The sequence below is a fragment of the Acetivibrio straminisolvens JCM 21531 genome (assembly GCF_000521465.1).
Taxonomy (GTDB): Bacteria; Bacillota; Clostridia; order Acetivibrionales; family Acetivibrionaceae; genus Hungateiclostridium; species Hungateiclostridium straminisolvens.
The window spans coordinates 55,888-76,621 of sequence record NZ_BAVR01000011.1; the positions used below are offsets into that span (position 1 = coordinate 55,888).

27 protein-coding genes and 2 pseudogenes are annotated in these 20,734 nt (G+C 38.1%); 2 read left to right on the forward strand and 27 right to left on the reverse strand.

What is annotated here, in order from left to right:
• Nucleotides 1-66 precede the first annotated feature (66 nt).
• The 5 genes from JCM21531_RS04730 to JCM21531_RS18865 all read right to left on the reverse strand — a co-directional run bounded on the left by JCM21531_RS04730 (nt 67) and on the right by JCM21531_RS18865 (nt 5,425).
• Nucleotides 67-1,647, reverse strand: coding sequence for a hypothetical protein (locus JCM21531_RS04730; protein ID WP_038287787.1), 1,581 nt, complete (start codon nt 1,645-1,647; stop codon nt 67-69).
• Complete coding sequence (locus JCM21531_RS04735; RefSeq protein WP_038287789.1) at nt 1,623-3,407, reverse strand: RNA-directed DNA polymerase; 1,785 nt, start codon at nt 3,405-3,407, stop codon at nt 1,623-1,625. Before JCM21531_RS04735 ends, JCM21531_RS04730 begins: the two co-directional genes overlap by 25 nt.
• A 2-nt stretch (nt 3,408-3,409) precedes the next feature.
• Nucleotides 3,410-4,438, reverse strand: coding sequence for a CHC2 zinc finger domain-containing protein (locus JCM21531_RS04740; protein ID WP_038287791.1), 1,029 nt, complete (start codon nt 4,436-4,438; stop codon nt 3,410-3,412).
• A gap of 445 nt (nt 4,439-4,883) precedes the next feature.
• Entirely contained in the window at nt 4,884-5,075 is a 192-nt protein-coding gene (locus JCM21531_RS04745; RefSeq protein WP_038287794.1) for a hypothetical protein, read from the reverse strand.
• Between the two features lie 212 nt (nt 5,076-5,287).
• Nucleotides 5,288-5,425 carry a hypothetical protein gene (locus JCM21531_RS18865; RefSeq protein ID WP_157833646.1) on the reverse strand — a complete coding sequence of 46 codons (138 nt, stop codon included), beginning with the start codon at nt 5,423-5,425 and terminating at the stop codon, nt 5,288-5,290.
• 47 nt (nt 5,426-5,472) lie between these two features.
• Between JCM21531_RS18865 and JCM21531_RS18635 the strand changes: the two are divergent.
• Nucleotides 5,473-5,601, forward strand: a pseudogene (locus tag JCM21531_RS18635) (transposase); the annotation flags it as partial.
• 165 nt (nt 5,602-5,766) lie between these two features.
• Here the strand turns inward: JCM21531_RS18635 and JCM21531_RS23540 are convergent.
• From JCM21531_RS23540 to JCM21531_RS04800, 13 genes are all read right to left on the reverse strand, one after another.
• Entirely contained in the window at nt 5,767-5,895 is a 129-nt protein-coding gene (locus JCM21531_RS23540; protein ID WP_265442564.1) for a hypothetical protein, read from the reverse strand.
• 55 nt (nt 5,896-5,950) lie between these two features.
• Nucleotides 5,951-6,250 carry a hypothetical protein gene (locus tag JCM21531_RS04750; protein WP_162149297.1) on the reverse strand — a complete coding sequence of 100 codons (300 nt, stop codon included), beginning with the start codon at nt 6,248-6,250 and terminating at the stop codon, nt 5,951-5,953.
• Between the two features lie 499 nt (nt 6,251-6,749).
• Entirely contained in the window at nt 6,750-7,052 is a 303-nt protein-coding gene (locus JCM21531_RS20610; RefSeq protein WP_243467224.1) for a hypothetical protein, read from the reverse strand.
• 22 nt (nt 7,053-7,074) lie between these two features.
• Nucleotides 7,075-7,512, reverse strand: coding sequence for an ABC transporter permease (locus JCM21531_RS20615; RefSeq protein WP_243467225.1), 438 nt, complete (start codon nt 7,510-7,512; stop codon nt 7,075-7,077).
• Nucleotides 7,509-8,426: an ABC transporter ATP-binding protein gene (locus tag JCM21531_RS04760; protein ID WP_038287800.1), complete on the reverse strand. Its 918-nt coding sequence runs from the start codon at nt 8,424-8,426 to the stop codon at nt 7,509-7,511. Before JCM21531_RS04760 ends, JCM21531_RS20615 begins: the two co-directional genes overlap by 4 nt.
• On the reverse strand, nt 8,427-8,633 hold the full coding sequence (locus JCM21531_RS04765; protein WP_038287803.1) for a PLD nuclease N-terminal domain-containing protein: 207 nt from the start codon (nt 8,631-8,633) through the stop codon (nt 8,427-8,429). It abuts the gene before it with no gap.
• A 58-nt stretch (nt 8,634-8,691) separates the two neighbouring features.
• Nucleotides 8,692-9,798, reverse strand: coding sequence for a helix-turn-helix domain-containing protein (locus tag JCM21531_RS04770; RefSeq protein ID WP_038287805.1), 1,107 nt, complete (start codon nt 9,796-9,798; stop codon nt 8,692-8,694).
• 378 nt (nt 9,799-10,176) lie between these two features.
• The gene (locus JCM21531_RS04775) at nt 10,177-11,298 is read right to left on the reverse strand and encodes an RICIN domain-containing protein (protein ID WP_038287808.1); all 1,122 of its coding nucleotides are present in this window, start codon (nt 11,296-11,298) and stop codon (nt 10,177-10,179) included.
• 14 nt (nt 11,299-11,312) lie between these two features.
• Nucleotides 11,313-11,945: a ricin-type beta-trefoil lectin domain protein gene (locus JCM21531_RS04780; RefSeq protein ID WP_038287811.1), complete on the reverse strand. Its 633-nt coding sequence runs from the start codon at nt 11,943-11,945 to the stop codon at nt 11,313-11,315.
• Nucleotides 11,915-12,316 (reverse strand): hypothetical protein, encoded by a 402-nt coding sequence (locus tag JCM21531_RS04785; protein ID WP_038287814.1) that lies wholly within the window; start codon nt 12,314-12,316, stop codon nt 11,915-11,917. The genes JCM21531_RS04780 and JCM21531_RS04785 overlap by 31 nt, the downstream gene beginning before the upstream one ends.
• Nucleotides 12,280-12,597 carry a hypothetical protein gene (locus tag JCM21531_RS04790; RefSeq protein WP_038287817.1) on the reverse strand — a complete coding sequence of 106 codons (318 nt, stop codon included), beginning with the start codon at nt 12,595-12,597 and terminating at the stop codon, nt 12,280-12,282. The genes JCM21531_RS04785 and JCM21531_RS04790 overlap by 37 nt, the downstream gene beginning before the upstream one ends.
• A gap of 114 nt (nt 12,598-12,711) precedes the next feature.
• Nucleotides 12,712-14,922 (reverse strand): RICIN domain-containing protein, encoded by a 2,211-nt coding sequence (locus tag JCM21531_RS04795; RefSeq protein WP_038287820.1) that lies wholly within the window; start codon nt 14,920-14,922, stop codon nt 12,712-12,714.
• Between the two features lie 251 nt (nt 14,923-15,173).
• Nucleotides 15,174-15,365: a hypothetical protein gene (locus JCM21531_RS04800; protein ID WP_162149298.1), complete on the reverse strand. Its 192-nt coding sequence runs from the start codon at nt 15,363-15,365 to the stop codon at nt 15,174-15,176.
• A 263-nt stretch (nt 15,366-15,628) separates the two neighbouring features.
• Here JCM21531_RS04800 and erm point away from each other — a divergent pair, with 263 nt between their 5' ends.
• Entirely contained in the window at nt 15,629-16,417 is a 789-nt protein-coding gene (gene erm / locus JCM21531_RS04805) for a 23S ribosomal RNA methyltransferase Erm (RefSeq protein ID WP_038287825.1), read from the forward strand.
• Between the two features lie 189 nt (nt 16,418-16,606).
• Here erm and JCM21531_RS04810 read toward each other — a convergent pair.
• The 9 genes and pseudogenes from JCM21531_RS04810 to JCM21531_RS04840 form a co-directional block, all read right to left on the reverse strand.
• Nucleotides 16,607-17,044, reverse strand: a pseudogene (locus JCM21531_RS04810) (dihydrofolate reductase family protein); the annotation flags it as partial.
• Nucleotides 16,942-17,541: a hypothetical protein gene (locus tag JCM21531_RS19500; protein WP_131464390.1), complete on the reverse strand. Its 600-nt coding sequence runs from the start codon at nt 17,539-17,541 to the stop codon at nt 16,942-16,944. The pseudogene JCM21531_RS04810 and the gene JCM21531_RS19500, both read right to left, overlap by 103 nt.
• A gap of 119 nt (nt 17,542-17,660) precedes the next feature.
• Entirely contained in the window at nt 17,661-17,813 is a 153-nt protein-coding gene (locus tag JCM21531_RS18875; RefSeq protein ID WP_157833647.1) for a hypothetical protein, read from the reverse strand.
• Nucleotides 17,814-17,909: 96 nt separating this feature from the next.
• A complete protein-coding gene (locus JCM21531_RS04820; RefSeq protein WP_038287830.1) occupies nt 17,910-18,308 on the reverse strand; it encodes a hypothetical protein in 399 nt (132 codons plus the stop codon).
• Nucleotides 18,309-18,803: 495 nt separating this feature from the next.
• The gene (locus JCM21531_RS04825) at nt 18,804-19,112 is read right to left on the reverse strand and encodes a GNAT family N-acetyltransferase (protein ID WP_369347567.1); all 309 of its coding nucleotides are present in this window, start codon (nt 19,110-19,112) and stop codon (nt 18,804-18,806) included.
• A gap of 303 nt (nt 19,113-19,415) precedes the next feature.
• On the reverse strand, nt 19,416-19,538 hold the full coding sequence (locus JCM21531_RS23545; RefSeq protein WP_279378980.1) for a hypothetical protein: 123 nt from the start codon (nt 19,536-19,538) through the stop codon (nt 19,416-19,418).
• Nucleotides 19,539-19,647: 109 nt separating this feature from the next.
• Nucleotides 19,648-19,935 (reverse strand): ArsR/SmtB family transcription factor, encoded by a 288-nt coding sequence (locus JCM21531_RS04830; protein ID WP_038287833.1) that lies wholly within the window; start codon nt 19,933-19,935, stop codon nt 19,648-19,650.
• Entirely contained in the window at nt 19,907-20,512 is a 606-nt protein-coding gene (locus JCM21531_RS04835) for a 4Fe-4S binding protein (protein WP_038287836.1), read from the reverse strand. Before JCM21531_RS04835 ends, JCM21531_RS04830 begins: the two co-directional genes overlap by 29 nt.
• Nucleotides 20,509-20,734, reverse strand: a 226-nt coding sequence (locus JCM21531_RS04840) for an ATP-binding protein (RefSeq protein ID WP_369347568.1), incomplete at its 5' end; no start/stop codon positions are given. The genes JCM21531_RS04840 and JCM21531_RS04835, both read right to left, overlap by 4 nt.

Here is a 20,734-nt window from a genome sequence, read left to right on the forward strand (position 1 = left end):
CACCACGCATACTCACAGTCAACCACTGATTGGACAAAACCAATTCTCAAATACTCTTCCAAGCCTCTATATGTGTTCATCTTCTATACCTTCCTCTATGTGTTTATAAGGATTGTAATCTCTTGTTAATTGTATTAAGCTAACAGGTATTAGCTGTCTTGGTCCATGCTCCTGTACTGTTAACTGATAACTTTCAAGAATCTTTTGAGCCTTTTCTACATTTTGAATAAAGTCTGATATTGTGAAAATTTCAGGCGGGTCTATTATTGTATCATCGTCTGGTATCAGTTCACGTTGATATGTAGTCAAAAATTTAGTTTCTAAGTTTCTTTTGGATAAACATCCATTTATGATTCCTAAAGTTCGTGAAGATACTGGATAATATTCAAGTTTTGCTTTCAAAACCGACACCCAAACTTTTTGCATGCCAATTGGATTATAAATTGCCGGGTATTTAAAATCTTTTAACAATAGTCCAATAAGTAAAATCCCAAGACCATGAATGACAGATAATTCACGATTCTCACAGGAATAAGGATCTAAGATGACCGGTGTATATCTATAGTCATATATCGTCTCTCCGGTACTCCTTAACTTTACTGTCTTACTATTCTTATGTTGTATGTCTATGCACTTCTTCCAATCTTCCCATGATAAAACACTTGAATTTCGTATCCATTCTATTGGCAAAAGATAATTAGATGGATGAACACGATAATATCGTTCGTCCGCATCCATAAATAATTGACGATTATTTACAAGTTCAATAATATGTATTTTTGAATGGTGTATTTCGGCAATCCTTTTAACAATCTCTAATGCAGTCCATTCAGATAATCTGGGATCATAAGCCGATGAATTTCTCTCAAATTTTTTTGCCCATTCTACCCATTGATATAATGTAATATACATATCACTATTAAAGTTTAAAATTTTTGAAACTTTCTTTACCAGTTTATTCTGCGTTAGATCATCATAATCTTTTTGTCTGGCTTTCAAACCTGCAATAACATCAAAAACCACCCCTTCATATTCATATTTTAAGTAATTTTTCATCTTTTTATTTAAAAATACGCAATCAACAATTTCAGCAGGGAGCTCTTGAGGATATAGAAAAATTATTGCCATACCTGCTGGCGAATCAATAATATCTTTATTATGACATAAATATTTTACTGCATCATACCATATTAAGGGCGGCACTGAAGAAGTTTTATCAATTATTATACATAAAATCCACCATATCATGTTAATAAATAAATATTTATCTTTGCAAATTAAACATGTATTGTCGTTAGCAATATATTCAAATAAATTATATGATTTATTTATATTTTTTGAAGAACAATTTAAATAATATTTTATAACTGAACGGGTAAACATAAAAAGGCTAAAACTTCTTCTTTCATAAGTTTTTTTACATTTTTTCACTAGAGTTATTTTTGATTCAATAAATTTTTCATCCAATAAACAAGCTAGAAATTTTTTTGAGCGTTTTAAAGTAATAGGATCTACATTTGGCCCACTAACTTCTTTATAAGCTAATATTAATTGAAATGATAATGTTTTGAAAAGAAGCGAGTAGATGAAGCCTGCAGTTAACAAATTTATAATTTTTGCTTTTAACAATTCTTCAACAATTCCCATATAGAATCAATTTCATTAATACCAGTTTTTCGGCAAAATTCAATCGCACGTACCCATAATTTCGGTTTTTCGTAATTATCTCTCAGCGCTTTTAGCATTAATTTAGAAGTATGCTTCAAGGATATGAACTCTTTTTTATCAAAATTTTTCTTATTTTTTTTAAAATTATCATTAAGTTCTTTAATGTTCGATTTTAATTGATCTATTTGGTTTTTTATTTCTTTGTATCGTTTAGAATCTTCTTTATATTTACTTATATCTTCTTTGCTACTCTTATATTCATCTCTTTTATAACTCTTTTGCTTATCAATTTCATATAACTCAGTAATATCAATCTGAATCTTAGGTACTAGTCTCGATAGCATAGTAGCTGCAAAAGAAATACGAGTATCTCGTCTTAACTCTTCATCTGGGAAATCAGTAATTAACAAATGCTCTATATCTGATATTATTTGATCCCTCTCGCTCTCTTCCAGCAAATCAAAATCAATCTTTACAATATTTGAAATTTTCGTTAATGTTTGTGTCATTAACGGAGCAGGATAATTGGGATCTAACTTAGTACCATAACAAGCTAACTTGTCAAGTTTTTGAGCACGCTTAGTTTTTTTTCTTTTATAAAACTCTCTTAATGCTTCAGGTTCAATTTTATCTTCATTGATCTTAACACCAATTCCGCTCTCATTTAGTAAATTTTCATATTGCTCAATCCAACATTTAAGATTATCATAACTATCCGCCAGAAAAACATGATCATCTACAAACCTAAAATGCGCCACTTTTTTATTATTACTAAGAAATTTATCTATTTTTTTATCTATATGCAGTAGAGCTAAATTTGCCAGAAAACCTGCAACGAAAAGACCAGTCGGAATGCCTTTACAGATTTCTTCATCTCTAATACCAATTTTTTCCAGTTGGCTTTTAGTCCAACCTGATTTATCGATTGGAAACATCAATAAAGTCTTAAATAAATTTTCTAGTTCCGGTGTTTGTTTATCTTTAGGAAAATACTCTTTAAAATTATTTATAATAACATCAGTATTTATATTTGGATAAAACTCTTTCAAATCAATACTTGCCCAGTAGATTTCTCCGCTTAACTCCTGCTCTTCCCAATATTCATTTTCAAGATATTTTACTTTTAAATGCTCAGGTAAACTCTCATTATTTTCCATAACCTCGAATTCTTTTTCATCATACCAAGAAGCGTTATCAGTATTCGAACCATCTTTAGCTCTAATATGTGTCATTTTTTTAGTCACAATTGAAACGCATCTTCTGTAAAAGGGCCAACTCTGTTTCCATTTCCGATAGATATGTTTTGTTGTATGCCTATAAGGTCCAAAACCCCATTTAATTTCTCCTTTACTTTCTTCTTTTTTAGGGAAAACAGATATATATAACCTGTTACCAAAGCTCCAAAAAGGCATGGCACGGTCCAGATACGGACCAATTATATTTACAACTGCTATCCACGTCACCTGATCACGAACAGAAATCCAAAAAGTTTGTCTCGTTCTCGGTTTATTTTTCTTCGCGGATTTGGGATGAGCAACTGGCTTTATCGGAGAAACTTTGTAACTTTCATTTGAAATATCTTTTTGGATCTTTTGGAGTTCTTCAGCTAAATTTGTTTCAAATGCAGCAACTTCAATTTCATCATATAAAGTATCAACTTGGCTGTAAGCTTTCTTAGCTTTCTCCCAAGCCCAATATAAATTCTCTGGATTTATTATCTGGCTAATAATATCATCCATAATTACACGCACCTTCTTACTCTATACTCTGTAAGATCCTTTGCATCTTTAAGTTTTATTATTTGGACGGGTTTTCCTATTTTACGAAAAGCATTTTGTACATTAATTGCAAACTCGTTGCCACCTTTATCAGAGTCAGGAATTATCCTAATTCTATAATTAGTAAAATAGTACACCCATTCGTCTTTAAAATTATTAGCACCAAGAATGCCAATTGCTTTTATACCCATTTGATAAGCAGAAAGGACATCTGTAATACCTTCGCATATATATAAAAAATCATTTTTACCAATTTGATTTAATACATTAATGCTATAAATATGTGTTCTTATACCATTCAAGTTAATATATCTAGGTTCTCTGTCTCCTATTTGCCTTCCTTGAAGGTACTCAATTCTATTATCTAGGTTATAAAACGGAAACAAAATAACAGGGCTTGTCCAAATAAATACTGGAGTGTCTCTGTCAGATATCTTGGCAAGACCACATTTCAAAAGCCGGTCAATTCCCCATACTGATTTTGCCTTATGGAACACTTGAGTAGGGTTTTCTATAGATTTGACATTAAAATGCATAATTACTTCTTTATTAAATTTTCTGTCTTTAACAAGATATTTGTAAGCATTAGTATCCAAAGTACAATAATTTACAAGCCACTCATACACTTCAATATGAGGATTTGCTCTATCGATCTTTTCGGAAATGCTTTTGTGTCCTTGAATAAATTGATTCATATTAAAAGTTAAGCTTCTATCTTTACTATATCCAGACGTGATAGAAAACTCTTTTGACAGCCAATGACAAGCATCTACAAAGTTAATTCGAAGTACTTTTTGTACAAGTTGTATAGGATTACCACCTTCATTACATCCAAAACAGTACCAATAGTTTTCTTTGGTATTAAAGCTTAGACTAGGAGTTTTTTTATCATGATTATTGAAGCACATAGCCTTATTTTTCGTTACTTTTATTCCTAGTCTTTCAGCAACCTCTACTACTAGAATACTCTTAAGTTCTTCAAGATTGTACATTTTACCACCTTAACCCAATTATTATGGTTATGTATTCTACATAAAAATTCAAAATCCTTTGAAAACTGCTTATTTTCGTAATAATGTTACTCTCTTTTACTACTTTTAAATACAGTGAAAAAGAAGAACTTATTTAATTTGCTGCACAGCCTAATTAGCTTATATGATAAAACATTTATTGATATTATACTTATACAATATAGAGTATTCAAGTTGTAATTATACTACAACATATCGAATTATTCCAATTGCTTTCTGAAAATTTGATTTCATCAGGTCAATTTAACTAGGGCTATTCTCACAGCCTTGCTGCAGGAATCTTCAACAGAGCGTACGTATTTTATTGTCAACGCCAGTTGACTTCACTGCTACTCCATCAATGCCATCCTCGCCATGATTCGCTTTTACACGCTTATACGCCTCCAGCACCTGATGTCATGAGACCTCAAACGACTTTCCTTCCCCCATTAAATCCTCCAATTTCTGGTTGTCTAACATTAGAATTATAGATAACAGAATCCCTTCGCTCAACTGCCATTACAGCAGCTTCTACACTACTATGGATTCTTTCGCATCTATACCCTACATTGCTTCTTTTATCCTTGTCATTCCCTCTCTTGGATTTTTCACTTAACATTAGAGCACAGACCCCTCCTGTTCCTTGTAAGATCCTGTGCCAAGCTCTGCAACCTCTACGCCAGCAGCCGTCTGAACGGTAATCAGGCCCCTTCAGACTTATCACGTGTGGTAAATAAACACCCGGTTTCGACTGCACCTATGTATTAACGACGCTTCTTGAATTGATCATTTACATTCATTCAGCTTCTTGGCATGAACTTGATTGATTCATCAACCTTTTTTAATTACGCTCAATACCACAGTTTCTGACTGCAGCACCAATAGGCAGTTTGAAACCTGCATCTGAATATCGATTCCTAGAATCCTTCTCTCATCTCTTACAAAGCATGATTTGATTGCGTCCTTCATCCCTCATTTCATTACAATCAATCTTCAGGACACACTTTTACGCTTACGTTTATCCAAAGGCTAAATACCCATGCTGCATAGTGCATTTCTACCGAAATGTTTTTACAGTTACACCACCTTCCAAGGTAAAAGAAGTAGCTCCAATGCTAAAAGTTATTCATGCACAAGAATCTAGAGATGCAGAAGGGCAATGCAAATTTCCCTATTCTAACCCTTTTTATAACAACATTCTTTCATATAATCCAGTATTGATATAATAATATATGCTATAAATCCTATTGCAATTAATATATCATTGCCACTGATACTTTATTATATAAGATTTAGTGAATCTACTCGTTCTAAATTTGAACCTGTATTTCATCGTTGTCAACTTCAACCTCTACCATTGAACGGATAGGCTCATAAATAGGTATATCTTGATCAATAGCTTCAAAACTTGCCACCAAAAAGTATTTTGCTTTAAACAACGCTCCCCAACCTTTGTGACCACGAACTGCAATGCAAAAAGCATCGCTTAATTGATTAGATTAAATAACTTCCCAATATTTTTGCAAAGTTCTTTTTTCTAGAAAAGTTAGAAGTAATTCCTCTATTAATTACATCTCCAATTACCCATTCGAAATTTCCATCATCATCAATAGAACTACCAGTTTCAAATATTCGGCGAGTAAATGTAGTGTAATCTTCGCCTATTCTGCTACAACACCAGTCAAGCCATGTTGATAAATAACTCTTCACACCTCGCCTCGTTCTCCTTGGTTTTGCTGAATATGATAAAGTTATTTCTACGAGTACATTGAAATTTTCGCCTACACTACTCAATTCTTCTGGAATTGGCACTCTGAAAATATGTGCCTCTCCTTCACCAATTTCTAATATATTCTCTATAATAAATGTAATTCTATATTCACTATTTTGCGTTGCTCTTGTTACATCAGGAATACCATATCCAATTGTTCTAAATATTCCAGGATATTTGTCTTTTTCAGATGTAATTGCCCATTCTGGCCAATGTGCGGACTGAGCAATTAATGCACAATAAAGTAACGATGGTGTATTTGGAAATATTCTATCTACTTCTCCTCCTACAAAAAAGCCATTATCAAATCTGCCAGCTCACCCATCCTGATCTTTGCTCAAAATTCATACAAAAATATACCCCGATATATTCCAATTAACACATATCAAGGGCATATTCGAGTTGGCAGATTTGCCGAAACTCAGCATCTTCAAGGCTTTATAAACTTTATTTTTTGGGTATCCATGCCGCACACTCCGCATGGCACGAATTGATAACGGTAGACTTTAGATATGCTGCCGGTTACAATTGCTTCTTTCTAAATATAACCACCGAAAGGAACACAAAAATCAATGAAAGCAAACAGGAAATCATGATAGTGCTATAAAGAGAAGACACCTCTACGGAATTCATAATCAATCCCATATTATCCGTCGCTAAAGAAATGGGGTTGTACCTATGCACCTTGGGTATGATGTTCATAATCATACAGACAACCACAACGGCACCTGTTATAAGCAGGCCTCCATAACTGTTTCCTGTTAATGTGGCTGAAAACAATAACGCCGCCAACAAAAACAGGCCAAACAGCCATAGGCAAAACACAGAAAACAGCAGATTGGATGTTTTACTGCGGGAAAAGATACGCCGTATAACCGTAAGTCAGCCCGAAGCACAGGACAATACTCATCGTCCATACCAAAACCATGCAGGTGTATTTTGAAAGAATAACCGCTGTTCTGGACAAGCCTTTTGTCAGCAAATTGATAAGGGTTCCCTTTGACAGTTCGGATGATAAAACCCCGCTAAACAGAATTACCATCACGATAAATCCCATTTGCGTCGCATTTTTGAAAAACTGCGCCCAGGCATCATAGGCCGACGGCTCCGGTAATGTTATGACTATACCGTCGGTTACAAAGCTATTAACAATTTCAGGCATCAATTTTGCTATAAGGGGATTCGTGATTCCGAAAACCGCAAAAACCATTAGCATAATGAATAGTTTATAGGTTTTTGTGTATTCAAAGAACTCTTTTTTCAAAAACGCCAAATAGCCTTTCATCGAACCACCTCCATAAACAAGCTTTCCAAAGTCGGTTCCATCACTGCGAATTTTAACGGAACAATACGCTTTTGCGATAGCACACCGAGCAGAAAATGCCCGTCCATATCGCCATCTTTCATAAACACCTTTACAGTGCTCCCATCTCGTGACAGACTGATTGACGGCTGCTTCAACTCTTCCGCATTTTCAAAACAGGAAGCTGCTTTTTCACTCTCAAACTCAAGGACAAAACCGTGGAGCCTATGACGCTCCTTTATTTCAGAAAGTGTACCGCAAAGCGCAAGCTTTCCGTCATGCAATACCGCAATACGGTCGCATATCCTTTCAACATCCGACAGGATATGGGTCGAAAATACGATGGTCGTCTTCCCTTTTGCCGCAAGTAAAATATCGAGTATTTCCTTCCTGCCGATGGGATCAAGCGCTGATGTAGGTTCATCACAGATAAGGAGCTTTGGTTCATTGAGCAAGGCTTGGGCAATGCCAAGGCGCTGCTTCATTCCTCTGGAAAACCCTCCAATTCTCTTTTTTTGGTCTTTCAGCCCCACAAGCTCCAGTAATTCCTCGCTCTTTGACTTGATTTGGGTCTTCGAAAGACCGGCTATCTCACCGCACAGCTTCAAATATTCCATTGGATTCATGTACCCATAAAACTCAGGAACATCCGGAAGAAAACCTATGTGGCGGTTGGCTTTGGATTCGCCATACGTAACTTTTTCACCGCATACGGTTACAGAACCGCTGTCCGGCTTCAATAGCCCAAGAATAATTTTCATTGTTGTCGTTTTACCAGCTCCGTTCTGTCCGACAAATCCGAATATAGAATGCTCGGGAACATCCATATCCAATCCCTTCAACACCTCATGGTGCCCAAAGCTCTTATAAAGCTGTCTGATTTCCAAGACACCCATTTATTCCTCACCTCTACCGAAAGCAAAGTATATTGCCGGACCGATAAACTGTATAAACAGAACGATCAAAACCCACATCACTTTATTTCCGAAACGGTAATGGGGATGACGCAACACATGTACAAGTGCAGTAATAGCAAGTGCATACTGCGCGATCACCAACGGAATAAGAAACGGTAAATATTCTTTCAACGTAGCCAAATCCATGATTCATTCCTCCTTTAATAAGGTCTTGATTTCATTTCTTTCATAATACATCCTGTTGCTAACAGTTATTTTTCAGTTTTTCTGCAATCCTCTTAAACCGGATTTCATCAGCCAACGTTGAAAACACAGGGTTATTGATTACTCCGTCGGCTATGCTTTTACGTATAATTTTTTCACTCCTTGGAAGAGCATTTCCTAAATCGAGCTCCCCAATCCACTGATCTATCAGATAAAAATATTCGTCTCCTTTTAACTGCAACGGATAAATATCACCGGTGACAAGCTCTGTGTATTTTTCAAGCATCTCCAGGGCTCTCTCTCTATTTCCAAGCATCATACACCCTTGGGCAGCAACGTTGTAGAGCTTTATGAGAAACGACGGATGAAGGTTTTTTAAGTCAAAAGCTTCAGCAATGTCATTTGCTCGCTTCAGCGTTTTATCAAACTGTTCGGAGTTGTCTGTGCAAAGAATAAGATAATCCGTTAATGCACTAAAGAGATTACACATGTGCTGATATATAGCAACTTGCAATGTCATTTTGGCTTCTTTCGATTTACCAACCATTTGATAAGCTGAAGCAAGAAGCATTTCACTGGAAATGATTTTCTTTCTTGTTCCCTCCAAAAGCTCAATTACTTCGTTTGGATTTCCCAGCATCAACGCGCAGCATGCCTCCATATACAAGGAAAGCTGCACAAGCTCCGCATCTTCACTTTCTGTTTTTACCCGAACAAACAGCTCTTTGGCTTCCTCAAGCACAGAAAGGGTTTTTTCCTTGTCTCCCGATTCCGTGCTGTTGTTTACAAGCAGCGCTCCAATGTGGAATAACAGGGGAAAGCAGGAAAAATACTTTTTAGCAATTTCACGGCAACAATCCAATACTTCATCAAAGGGCTTGGAAGCAAAATCGGCAGATAATTTCACGTACAATTTACGGATATCCTCTTTACTCATTTGAGGTTCATAACCCATGAGCTCATCAATGCTTATATTAAAAAGTGTGGCAAGCTGCGGCAGAAAAGTAATGTCAGGATAACTCTGGCCGGTTTCCCATTTTGAAACCGAAGCCTTCGATACGCCAATGTAATTTGCAAGGTCTTCCTGCGTCAGCCCCTTCTCTCGCCGCATTTTAACGATGGTTCTGGCAATATTGATTTCTTTCATCTTCATCACCCACTTTTATTATACCCTTCTATCAAATCATACCTCAATGGATTTATGGTTAATATAAGGTGATAAAATCAACCGTAGGGAAACTTTTTTTGAACAAGCCTTTCACTTGAATGTTTCGAATTGCTTTAAACAAAAGATATTTTAAACCGCATTTCGTAATAGTATTATCGGAATAAAAACTCTTTGGGCCATGCATGCCGGAAAAAGAAAAGAGTATCACACGTTGCTTTATAGTATTATCGGAATGAAAACTATTTGGAATATGTATGCCGGAAAAAAAGAGTATCACACGCTGCTTTAGGAAGCAATTTGCGATACTCTCTTTTTTCAGAATTTAAGCTTAAGAGTCTTGCTCTATGAAATTCCGGTTTATGGTATCCTTTCTAAAATAAATACCTGGCTTTCATCTGAAGCTTCTGTACCAAGTATGATATTGGTTCTGTTTTCCACTTTAGCATCTGAAACACCTGCATAAAGTCCTGTGTTATCCATAATCCTGTAGGTTCCGTCAGCCTGTTTTATTACTCTGAAGGCATAAGAGTTGGCATCAGATGCAGAGAGGGACTGGGTAAGTACCGCCCCCTTCTTCCCGCCGCTGGTCCACAGCTTACCGGAATGAACACACTGGATGACATACACATCTTTCTCCACTTTGATAAATTTGAATTTTTGATTATCATCACCGGTCTTGGTGCCAAGCTTGAGTTTTACACCATCCTCTGTGCTTGCATCGGCCACTTCTATGACAAAGTTTTCGTTTTTTGAAGCTTTTATGCAATAAATTTCAGCCCTCACCTCTTCACTGCTTGTATCTGTATCGTCAGATGTCTCAATAACCGGTGGGTACCCAGTATATGTTACACCCGGCTGGATAACTGCCTGGCGTGCATCATTGTCCCAGTATACATTGAACTGCGATACAGTCCCGGAAAGCTTCTGTGCGAACTCCCGCAGTTGAATGTAGTTGGTAGCGCCGTCAATCAACCGTGCGTCAAAAAAAGTAAATACTTCGCCGTCCATCTTGAACTTCGTGCCGCTCTTTTGGACATTGGTAGTACTTTGAAGCTTGGCCTCAGTAACTGTGCCGCTAAAAGGCTTGCCGGGTTCTATGACGGCATACTGTCCATCCCAACCTATATCAAACTGAGCAGCAGTGCCGTTCAGCATCGAAGCAATTGCCCGAATCTGCAAATAATTGGTGTCATTTATGATATACGCCTCCGTAACTGATACGGGCTGGCCATTCATCACAAATCTCGTCTGACTTGGGTTGGCAGTAACCGGTACGCTAATTGGCGGAGTAACCGGGTCTGATTTTTCAAGGGTTCCTCCGGATGGTTTTGGGCCTGATGATGTTCCCTCTGAAGCTCCCTGTCCCCCAGATTGCTTTTTTCTTTGAGAAGATTCATAGGTTGTTGTTAATTCAACATCGTATGTTGGTTCGGTTTTTCCTTCTTTATACTCTTTCCACCACTGAGGAATATCACTCACTACACCCCAGGTGTCTATTTTAAACTGCGCACCATCCGCTGGAAAGATTTTGAGTTGTTATATGCCAGTTTCACACCGGAACTCAAGGTTTTGATAAAATAATGCGTATCACTGGCGACACAGATGTTATATTCAATATAGCCTCCTGCATTCTGAGCATAAACCTGCCATACACACGGCTTTTCGCTGATAATGATTTCTGCGTCCTTTTTTAGTGTACCCTGGTATGAAAGGTATCCTCCGTTAGCATGATAAATATAATATTTGTTATCACCCAGATGCTCGAAATAGAAAGGGAGATAAATGTATCTGTTCAGCCCAACAACACCAGTGGAATAACTAGGCTCAAAGGCAACATCATCGTGGGTTTTGATATATGCCCAACCCCCCTCAGTCCTAATGACCCCGTCTGTACCATTACCCGGTACAAAGGGAAATCCTCCGGACTCATTAGTTAAAATAGTAAGTGGGGAACTTTCCGGCGACCTTTTCAGATCATCAGTTTCTTTCATACGAGCATAAAATGTATATTCGGTAGATACGGAAAGATTATAGAATGTATTACTGTCCTGCCACGTCTTCAGGTCTTTGCTATATTCAGCTCCTTCAATGGGTTTTAGCGCAACGCTTCTGCCGGTTTTGCCCAATAATTCCAGTTTGGGAGCTTCCTGCTCTCCTTTGTCCTTATACAGTTTAGCGTCTTGACCACTAACGGCTCACTTGCCAAAGAAGGCTCGTAATTAAAATAACCTACGTACCTGGCATAGACTGTATATGTGGTATCGGGAGTAAGCCCCGAAAATACCGGGCCACGCCATTTCTTCCCATCCAGGCTGTATTCAAGGTTTTGATCATCTTTAAGAGTAATGCTGTCCGGTGTTATCGACACAAGGACCGGTACAGGAGGTGCCTTTCTGGATTGTTGAACCTTAACAGTAACCGTTGAAACATTTGTACAAACCGGCTCTGCACCAGGAGCGCTTAATTTGCAATAATAGTAATAGATTCCTCCTTCCAAATCTGTTGGAATCTCATATATTCTTTTGTAGCACCTGGAATAGGTGTTCCGGAATTATTATCGTTAACGGTGTTTGAGTACCATTGATAGCTAAGTTCTGCATCTTCTGACACACGTGCATAAACCTTTAAGAGCCATCTGCCTCTTCCTCCTTTTATTTGCTCGATTGTTTCCTGCGGCTGGCCAGTTATGGTTATGACGGGAGCTCCCTCTGCTGATACCGGAAGCAAGCTCAGTATAACGCAAAGAACTGTCAATAAACATAAAGCTCTTGTTTTCATATGTTCTAACCCCCTCAAGCAAATACACTTGTAGTTATAATTATCTTATCATGACTGATACTGAAAAATCTTTTGATCAAACGGAAAGTCAATCATACACTGTCTTGTCCAAGCTTACTTTACTTTTTTAAATATATAGGCCTGACTTGCATTGGAAGCTTCTGTCCAAAGTATAATATTGGTGCCGTTTTTCATATTTGCACCTGAGATGCCTGCATAAAACCCTTTGCTGTCCATGATTCTGTAGGTTCCGTTTTCCTGCTCTGTTATTGTAAACGTTGAAGCAGAATCGGACTGGGTGATTACCGCGCCCTTCGACCCGCTGCTGTTCCACCACTTACCGGAATGAACACACTGAATCTTATATTTATTGCCACTTACGTTAGTGATTTTGAATTTTTGATTATCATTACCGGTCTTGGAATAAATAATAAGCTTTGCGCCATTCTCTTTACTTGAACCGGGTATATCTATGGCAAAGTTTTCGTTTTTAGAAGCCTTAATATAGTAAATTCCATCTTCCAGCTTATTGCTGCCGGTAATTGTATCAGAAGAAGGGTTTGTATCCGGTGCTACCCCCGTATAAGCCACACCGGGCTGGATAACCGCCTGCTTTGCCTCGTTATCCCAGTACACATTGAACTGTGATGCCGTTCCGGAAAGCTTCTGGGCAAACTCACGAAGCTGAATGTAGTTCGTACTGCCGTCAATCAGCCGTGCATCAGAAAATGTAAATACTTCATCATTCAGCTTGAATTTCGTATTACTAATGTGGACATTGGTTGTAGTTTGAAGCTTGGTTTCGGTAACTGTACCGCTATAGGGCTTACCGGGTTCAATCACGGCATACTTTCCATCCCAGCCTACATCAAACTGGGCTGCAGTACCATTGAGCATTGCTGCAATGGCTCGAAGCTGCAAGTAATTAGTCCCGTTTATGGTGTAGGCCGCTGTAACGGATACTGGCTGACTGTTCATGACGAAACTCGTCTTACTGGGTGTGGCGGTAGCCGGCAGCTCCTTCCACCGTGAAAAAGAAGTTGATGCATTACCTTCATAGTAGACATAGAAGACATAATTGCTCGGTGGATTGACTGATGCGTCAAACCCTACGATAATAGGTGTACCATCCTTTGATTGCCGTTCTTCAACACTCACTAACAGGTTCGGGTAGTCGGGCGGATAAATCTTGTACTGGCCTCCTTCATTAAAGGGTCCCTCGATAGCCCATAGAAACTCCGTATCTTGCGTAATGAGTTGTTTTCCATTTGTCGGTACATTTCCGGAAAGAGCGAGATACTTTCCATCCATCGTCTGAATTGTATACAGCATCATCATCTCTTCAAACTGGTTCGTACGGCTTCCCTTGTAGGTGAACTTAAAACGTTCTGCTTTTGCACTGCTAAGCTCGGCCTTACCCTCTGCGTTAATGGCCACACGGGGATTTTGCCCCATCACCGACGCAAGAGTATAAACTCCGTCTATTATACCTATCACGCTTTCCTTTGTCCTTCCGTTGTCTATGGCCCACTTTGCCTCATAAAAAGTATCAGCTTCCACCATCCAGTTGTAAGTTTTTTGACACAGGAATATGGCTTGCTCTCTCGTAATCTTTGCATCCGGACTGGTGTCACCGCCAACACCAAAGCTATCAATGGTCGCTTTGGTAAATTCTTTTTTCCGGTATTCCCTACCCTCATATTTTACGATCTTAATCAGAGCATCGGTAAATTCCTTATAGGTTGCATAATCATTCGTTCTATACTTTTCTGCAGGAACAATACCCCAATACAGAAGACGACTTATTTGAAACCAGGCATTGTCTTCGTCCTCCTCCTGGCCCATAATCTCATCCACACGCACATCAGAAATTACTCCTTTGAGGGTGAACTGCACTTGCCAACTTCCGCGTTTCCTTATCATGATGTCATCAACCAGCAGCATTGCCATTTCGCCACGCGTTATAGGGTCCCTGAAGTTTGCTGCATTGGTAAACCAATCTGTCATACCAGGATGACCATATATATATGCCTCTACAGCTTCCTGTGCCCATCCGGAGCATCTGTAATCCTCAATCATCAACTTTTCCAGATTGCTCACCTTCGTGTAGTAGTTGTAGCCCTTATATTCAAACTTGGCATAGTCTCCTTCAATCGACGCCACCATCACGTTCGTCCCGTATGGGAGAATCCCACTGGGAGCAGTATCCGGATAGGGACTGAATTCGGCTTGAAACTTTACGATACGATAAAGTGCATTAACGGTCACTGCCGATGCCGGTACCGGCAGTAGGCTAATGCCGTATATAGGATAAGTATGACGCATAAAAATCCTTTTTTCATCATATAATTCCTCCTTGAAATGCCATTATTGGAATAGCAATTATCATTTTATTCTATCAAAACTTTCTTTCCAAAAACCGTTTACAGCATAAAACACGTTTTTTTTTGCATGAAATATGTCATTTAGCGTCGCAAAACTGTTTTATCTAAATTTCAAAATAGGCTTAAAAACAACTTTTATGCGGCCTATGTACTCTTTTTGAGTCTTCTCATCAATTTTTTCAATAGGACATACTATTTGTACGCCAATACCCTTCCCCGAAACTTCTTTTTTGGCATTTGCAGCGTGTACGACATAGCGACGGAAAGTTCGGTCTCAACACTTTTCAAAAAAATGTGAACAGCAGACACCCCGGGTTCCTTAGCCCCTCGCGTCTTATCTATAAAGGTAAGGCTTTTTAGGACTTCATGCTGAAGCAGTATCAATAAGTCGTGAATATGCATATTACGCCTCGTTACCCCTACAAAACTTGAAAACCGCATAGTTTTTTCCCAAAACGATTTGACAAACATACCCAAAAATGCTAAACTATAATTCGATTTTATATTTGGAGGCTAGTATACACCTATGTATGGTATTTTTCGTATTCGTAAATAAGGGTGCACAGAATGAAAGATAGCTAATAGCAGCGTCTTTGTTTTTGTGCGCCTTTTTTCGTTTACGAAAAAGCGAAAGAGGTGTATTTTTTATGCCCCGAAATAGAAAAAAAGGGACTACTCCGCCCATTTGGGTATCTCAAAACTTTTTAACAAGTTATAAAATTATCAGAAGAATTATTCGCAGAACAACCCTTGACAAGAATGATCATGTTATTGAAATTGGTCCGGGAAAGGGTCATATAACAGATTTCTTGACAAAAAGATGCCGTGAAGTTTCGGTAATTGAAATCGACGGCCGTTTATATGATAAATTGACAGCAAAATTCAAGAACGTCAAAAATATCAGTATATATCATCAGGACTTTTTGAAATGGAAGCTTCCTAAACATGAAGATTATAAAGTTTTTTCAAACATCCCCTCTTGCTTCACTACGGATATTATGCGAAAATTGACGGAATGTAAAAACGCACCTTCTGAAGCATGGCTTACCATGGAAAAAGGCGCAGCCAAACGTTTTATGGGTAAGCCTTCAGAATCATTGCGTTCCCTGCTTATAAAGCCCAAGTTCGATTTAGATATTGCTTACTATTTCAGCAGGGAGGATTTCCATCCCAAACCAAGCGTTGATATAGTGCTTCTTCACCTTAAGAAAAAGAGCCAACCGGATATCCCCGCAAACCAGTGGTTTGCATATGAGCAATTTGTTTCAAATGCACTAGAATATGGATTTCGCAGTCTTTTTACAAGCAAGCAGTTATCTAGGGCATTCCGTCAGGCTGGTGTGCAAAATAAAAATATTACTCCTTCAGAGATTCTTTATGTTCAGTGGCTTTGCCTTTTCCAATGCTACTGGGAACATGTACTAGGCAGAAAATAATTTTAGCGGCTCATTATCCTTGCAATGTCCACCGGATCTCGCACACATGCGCGACCCATCCGGTGGAAACCGAGCCGCCTTCAAGCAAATTGAAATCAAATTATTCAAAATTAAGGCAATATTCAATTTGGGAGACGCTCACTAATACTGCTAAACGCATTGCCAAACAGTTTAGCATAACTTAAATATTTACTCCGGTACTATACTACTTCCATCAACTTTTGGTTTTATTGTGCCTTCACGCTCGTATCTCACAATAATAACGCCTTTCGGAGTGACATTGCTTTCTGTAACCTTGAAAGCTGCAGGAATCGTGCCATCAGCAAATAATCGCTTTCCACAGCCTAGCGTTATCGGGTATATCATCAGCCAAAATACATCGACCAAGTCGTGCATGAGAAGTGTTTGAATAAGATTGCCACTTCCCCACACATGTAAATCCGGCCCTTGCTGTTGCTTAATCTGGGTTACTTTTTCCGCAATATCTCCACTTAAAAACACGGACGGCTGCCAATCACCAGATGTTATTGTGTTGGAGGCGACGTATTTGGTCGCCTTGTTGACCTCAGGCCATGCATCTCCATGTTGTGACCAGTATGGTGCCCAAATTTCAAAAGTTTTGCGTCCTCGGTTGTGGGAACCACCTCATAATCGATATAGTAAAGTCCATCTTTCGATTTGCTCGGATGAGAATCTGATACCCTGACCTCATAAGGTGCATCAATACGATCCAAAACTTTTGCATCGCCCCAACCATCCTCAAAGGGATATTTCCCCTGGGAATGATACGTATCGTACAGATTCTGGCGGTGAACTCTGAAATCGGAGAATCCGGTCAACAGAATACGGCTAGGGTTGTTGGTGCCTAATCCATTTTGTGCCGCCACGTCCAGTAATTTGATCGATTCCTGCTGATAGCCGGCAAATGCAGTTGCCACTGTGTCAATTGCTACAGAATCTGTTGATGCCATAATTGCATTTGTAAGAATGTAATCAGCAGGTGTATCACTGTATTGGATAAGCCCTATTGATGATGACATCGGAAGAAGAGGGCCTCTTCTGTTCTCTGTCAGGCAGTCCATAATAACCAGGTCGTTTGGACGTATCAGGTGCTGGGCACACAAATAATCGTATAAATAATGCTTGTTATGGCTACCTGTTTCATGATAATATAATCCATCATGACCAAAGCGTCCCAAATCATCAAAGACGCCATAACGACTGCGTATACCGTAATGTAGTTTTATTGCTCCTGTTTGCCTGCAAGGCCATGACTCTTAAAGACCGGAATCGAAATCAGCACATCGCAATACTCATCTGATCCGTCCGCTTGCTCTCTGGTTCGAAACATCTTTGGAAATGCTACTTTTACGGTTCTGCCGTTTGCCAGTTTCACCTCATATTGAATCCGTCCTTCTTCACCAATGCTATCCAGATTAACCAGGGTTGCTTTTGATCTTCCATCCAGGATACCATTAGCATTACAGTCATATCAAAAATCCTCCTGGTTAACCAAATTATCACCGGTCCTTTCTAACCTAGCCCAATAAAAACTACCATTATTCCATTTCGATGATGGATTTGGATCCCTGGAGAAAACACCGTCAACTACCTTTAGATCTGCTTTACCATCAAAACCGATGATGTCCCGGACTTTTTCAGCAACATATCTTACAATACGGGGATCCGTTATGATGGAACGTCCCTTTTCACCCCTAAGTCCCATGTTTGGCCCGACCATATTTACTTTGATTATGACTTTATAACCACGTTTTATGATTGCTGCAAGTCCTTTTTCACCGTATAATTCATAAATCACACGATCAATCATTTGATATACTTCTTCATCTTTAGGCTCCGAAGTCTGACATGCAAATGCTACTTTAGCCAATTAATCTGTAGGTTTAAATGTAATTGAAACATTTTGCATGATGATTCTCCTTTTTATCTTGATACTTTAATTATTCTAAAAAAAATAGAAGTGTTACATATTACCATGCAATATATCTTAGTTATGTCCGTCTCCACATGGCTCTAGTTAATTGAATCGATGTCTGTTTCCCGGAAAACATATCATTCATTCAGCCTCTCCAGTAAAAACACAACAGGATGAATTCCGTCTGTACAGCAAAAGAGTTCTTGTTCTGCCCACCAAATAATCTTTTAGGAATAGTTATGAATAGCAATGCACCTCCAAATGATAGATGTTATTCTAACATTGGGAGGTGTTTTTTGATAAAAAGAAAATAACGGAGTTTATATCTAGAATCAATCTTTTCTATTTGTCCATTTCATAACAAGTTCGGTTTCATTTGTATTATTATCAATTTGTTCACCCTCGATGAAACCCTTCTCTTATATAAAATCTAACTGCTCTTTCATTCTTTTATAAAACATGTAAAATGAGCTCTTCATTTATCCCTTTGATGTAATCTAATAAAGCCTTTCCAATTCCTTTTGATTGACTATCTGCTTCAACAAATATTCCTGCTATATAGTTTCCACTTAACCCGGTAAATCCCTTAATGGAGTTATCTTCATAAACATAAATTGTTGCCTTAGGCATCATTTCTCTTACTTTTTCATAGTTACTCCGCCAATATTTTTCATCAATAAAATCATGCGCAGAAATATTAGTCTCAAGCCATAATTTCATTATACTGTTTAAGTCAGTTTCTTTAAATTTTCTAATCATAACAAAACCTCTCAATCACAAAAATTTGATTACCGATAAAGTCGTTCAACCGGCAAAGATATTACAACACCGCCAGTCCCAAAATCTATACTAAAGGGGATCTTAACCCTTCCAATAAAACCCATTAGGTAAATTCTTATCCACGGTGCTTTCTCATCTCTCTAATAGATTCAATCTTTCTAATATCAAACTGTATAAAAACATTTTTGCAGGCAAAGAAATACTTTGTCTTTAAAAGCACTTACCGAAAGACTTCAAATAAACTTCCTCCCGGCAAAATAAACCTTTTAGCAATCATTTCGGCTATTCCTTACCATACACACCGCCGTGATAACAATAATAGGCACTTGCTTTGAGCAACAGGCTCTTATTCATTGAGCTCTCAGCCTGGTTTAAATCCGGCGTGAACTGCGGTATTCTTTTCATCGCACAGCAGCATGGAATATACTGTGTTTGCCGCATCACCAAATGGCGCTTTTATAAGTAGTCTAATCATTTTATATTCCTTGGAACGTCCTCTACTTCCGTTAATGTATTAATTGGAATTGCAATAGGTTTCCCTAAGTGCTTGAATAATCTTTTTAATCCTGTCATCCTTTATATGATAAACATTCTGAAGACCGTATTTGTTAGAGTCTACAATGCCGTGAGCCTTTAGCATGGCTAAATTTTGAGATAAAGCCGATTGAGATATTGCAGGTATTTTTTCGTGTATTTCACTAACATTCATCGGTCTTTCAATCAAATAGCATAATATCATTAGTCTATGCTGATTTGCCATAACCTTCAGCAATTCAGCTATTTCTTTTGCTTGCTGTTCCATTTTGATTCACCATCTTTCTGTACTTTAGCTTGCTTATTCCTTGAGTCATTGTACCCATGGGACAATAGACACACCATGAGCGGGGTTTGAAAAAGAACATTGTTAGAAGTCCTAAAATTGTAGACGTAAGCATAACACTGTAAAATCCAAAAGCAAACTGGGCTATCCACGGTGATACTGCGCCGGTATATGCCCAATTCCAAGGAAGTTTAATTGTCCATAAAAGGGTAACCGCTTCTTTCAAGTTATTAGTTCCATTATAAACTAAATAGGTAGAGAAAACCATAATTCCAAACATAGTCATAAAAAATACTAAAAAGCCGTAACGAAACCATTTGCTTCTTATAAATTTAGGGATGTTGCGATTTGAAGAAAGCTTTAACCTGCCTCCTAACAATTCAAATAGCTGTCCTCTTCCGCAATAACTGTTACAGTATATTTTACCTTTACCTAATATCGAAAGCAATAACGGAGTAACAAAGCAAATCATCCCTATCCAGGCAAACAAAATATTGAAAAAACCCGAAACCAAATATACCGCAGAAAATATCCATAAATATTCATTCCACTTTTTCATGATGCAACCTCCTTTTGCACAACCTCAATTACTGAAGCCGGACAAGCTTTCTCACACTTTTTACATCCGACACATAGCTCTTCATTAACATTTGCATAAATTCCATGAAATATGGTTATGGCTTGACGCGGACAGACTTTTTCGCAAACTCCGCAGGCCACACAATTTGCTTGATTAACTACTGCTTTTTTCATGTTATTCATCCTTTCTATTAGATTATTT

Excerpts from the sequence above, each read along its gene's own strand:
- JCM21531_RS04760 (WP_038287800.1), bottom strand. The coding sequence starts at position 8,426 with ATGGGTGTCTTGGAAATCAGACAGCTTTATAAGAGCTTTGGGCACCAT.
- JCM21531_RS04790 (WP_038287817.1), bottom strand. The coding sequence starts at position 12,597 with ATGAAAACAAGAGCTTTATGTTTATTGACAGTTCTTTGCGTTATACTG.
- JCM21531_RS04825 (WP_369347567.1), bottom strand. The coding sequence starts at position 19,112 with ATGATTAGAAAATTTAAAGAAACTGACTTAAACAGTATAATGAAATTA.
- JCM21531_RS04730 (WP_038287787.1), bottom strand. The coding sequence starts at position 1,647 with ATGGGAATTGTTGAAGAATTGTTAAAAGCAAAAATTATAAATTTGTTA.
- JCM21531_RS04745 (WP_038287794.1), bottom strand. The coding sequence starts at position 5,075 with ATGTTAAGTGAAAAATCCAAGAGAGGGAATGACAAGGATAAAAGAAGC.
- JCM21531_RS18865 (WP_157833646.1), bottom strand. The coding sequence starts at position 5,425 with ATGAAGGACGCAATCAAATCATGCTTTGTAAGAGATGAGAGAAGGATT.
- JCM21531_RS20615 (WP_243467225.1), bottom strand. The coding sequence starts at position 7,512 with ATGAAAGGCTATTTGGCGTTTTTGAAAAAAGAGTTCTTTGAATACACA.
- erm (WP_038287825.1), top strand. The coding sequence starts at position 15,629 with ATGCCCCGAAATAGAAAAAAAGGGACTACTCCGCCCATTTGGGTATCT.
- JCM21531_RS04835 (WP_038287836.1), bottom strand. The coding sequence starts at position 20,512 with ATGAAAAAGTGGAATGAATATTTATGGATATTTTCTGCGGTATATTTG.
- JCM21531_RS23545 (WP_279378980.1), bottom strand. The coding sequence starts at position 19,538 with ATGAAAAGAATACCGCAGTTCACGCCGGATTTAAACCAGGCTGAGAGC.
- JCM21531_RS04765 (WP_038287803.1), bottom strand. The coding sequence starts at position 8,633 with ATGGATTTGGCTACGTTGAAAGAATATTTACCGTTTCTTATTCCGTTG.
- JCM21531_RS04740 (WP_038287791.1), bottom strand. The coding sequence starts at position 4,438 with ATGTACAATCTTGAAGAACTTAAGAGTATTCTAGTAGTAGAGGTTGCT.
- JCM21531_RS04830 (WP_038287833.1), bottom strand. The coding sequence starts at position 19,935 with ATGGAACAGCAAGCAAAAGAAATAGCTGAATTGCTGAAGGTTATGGCA.
- JCM21531_RS04795 (WP_038287820.1), bottom strand. The coding sequence starts at position 14,922 with ATGCGTCATACTTATCCTATATACGGCATTAGCCTACTGCCGGTACCG.
- JCM21531_RS04735 (WP_038287789.1), bottom strand. The coding sequence starts at position 3,407 with ATGGATGATATTATTAGCCAGATAATAAATCCAGAGAATTTATATTGG.
- JCM21531_RS04770 (WP_038287805.1), bottom strand. The coding sequence starts at position 9,798 with ATGAAAGAAATCAATATTGCCAGAACCATCGTTAAAATGCGGCGAGAG.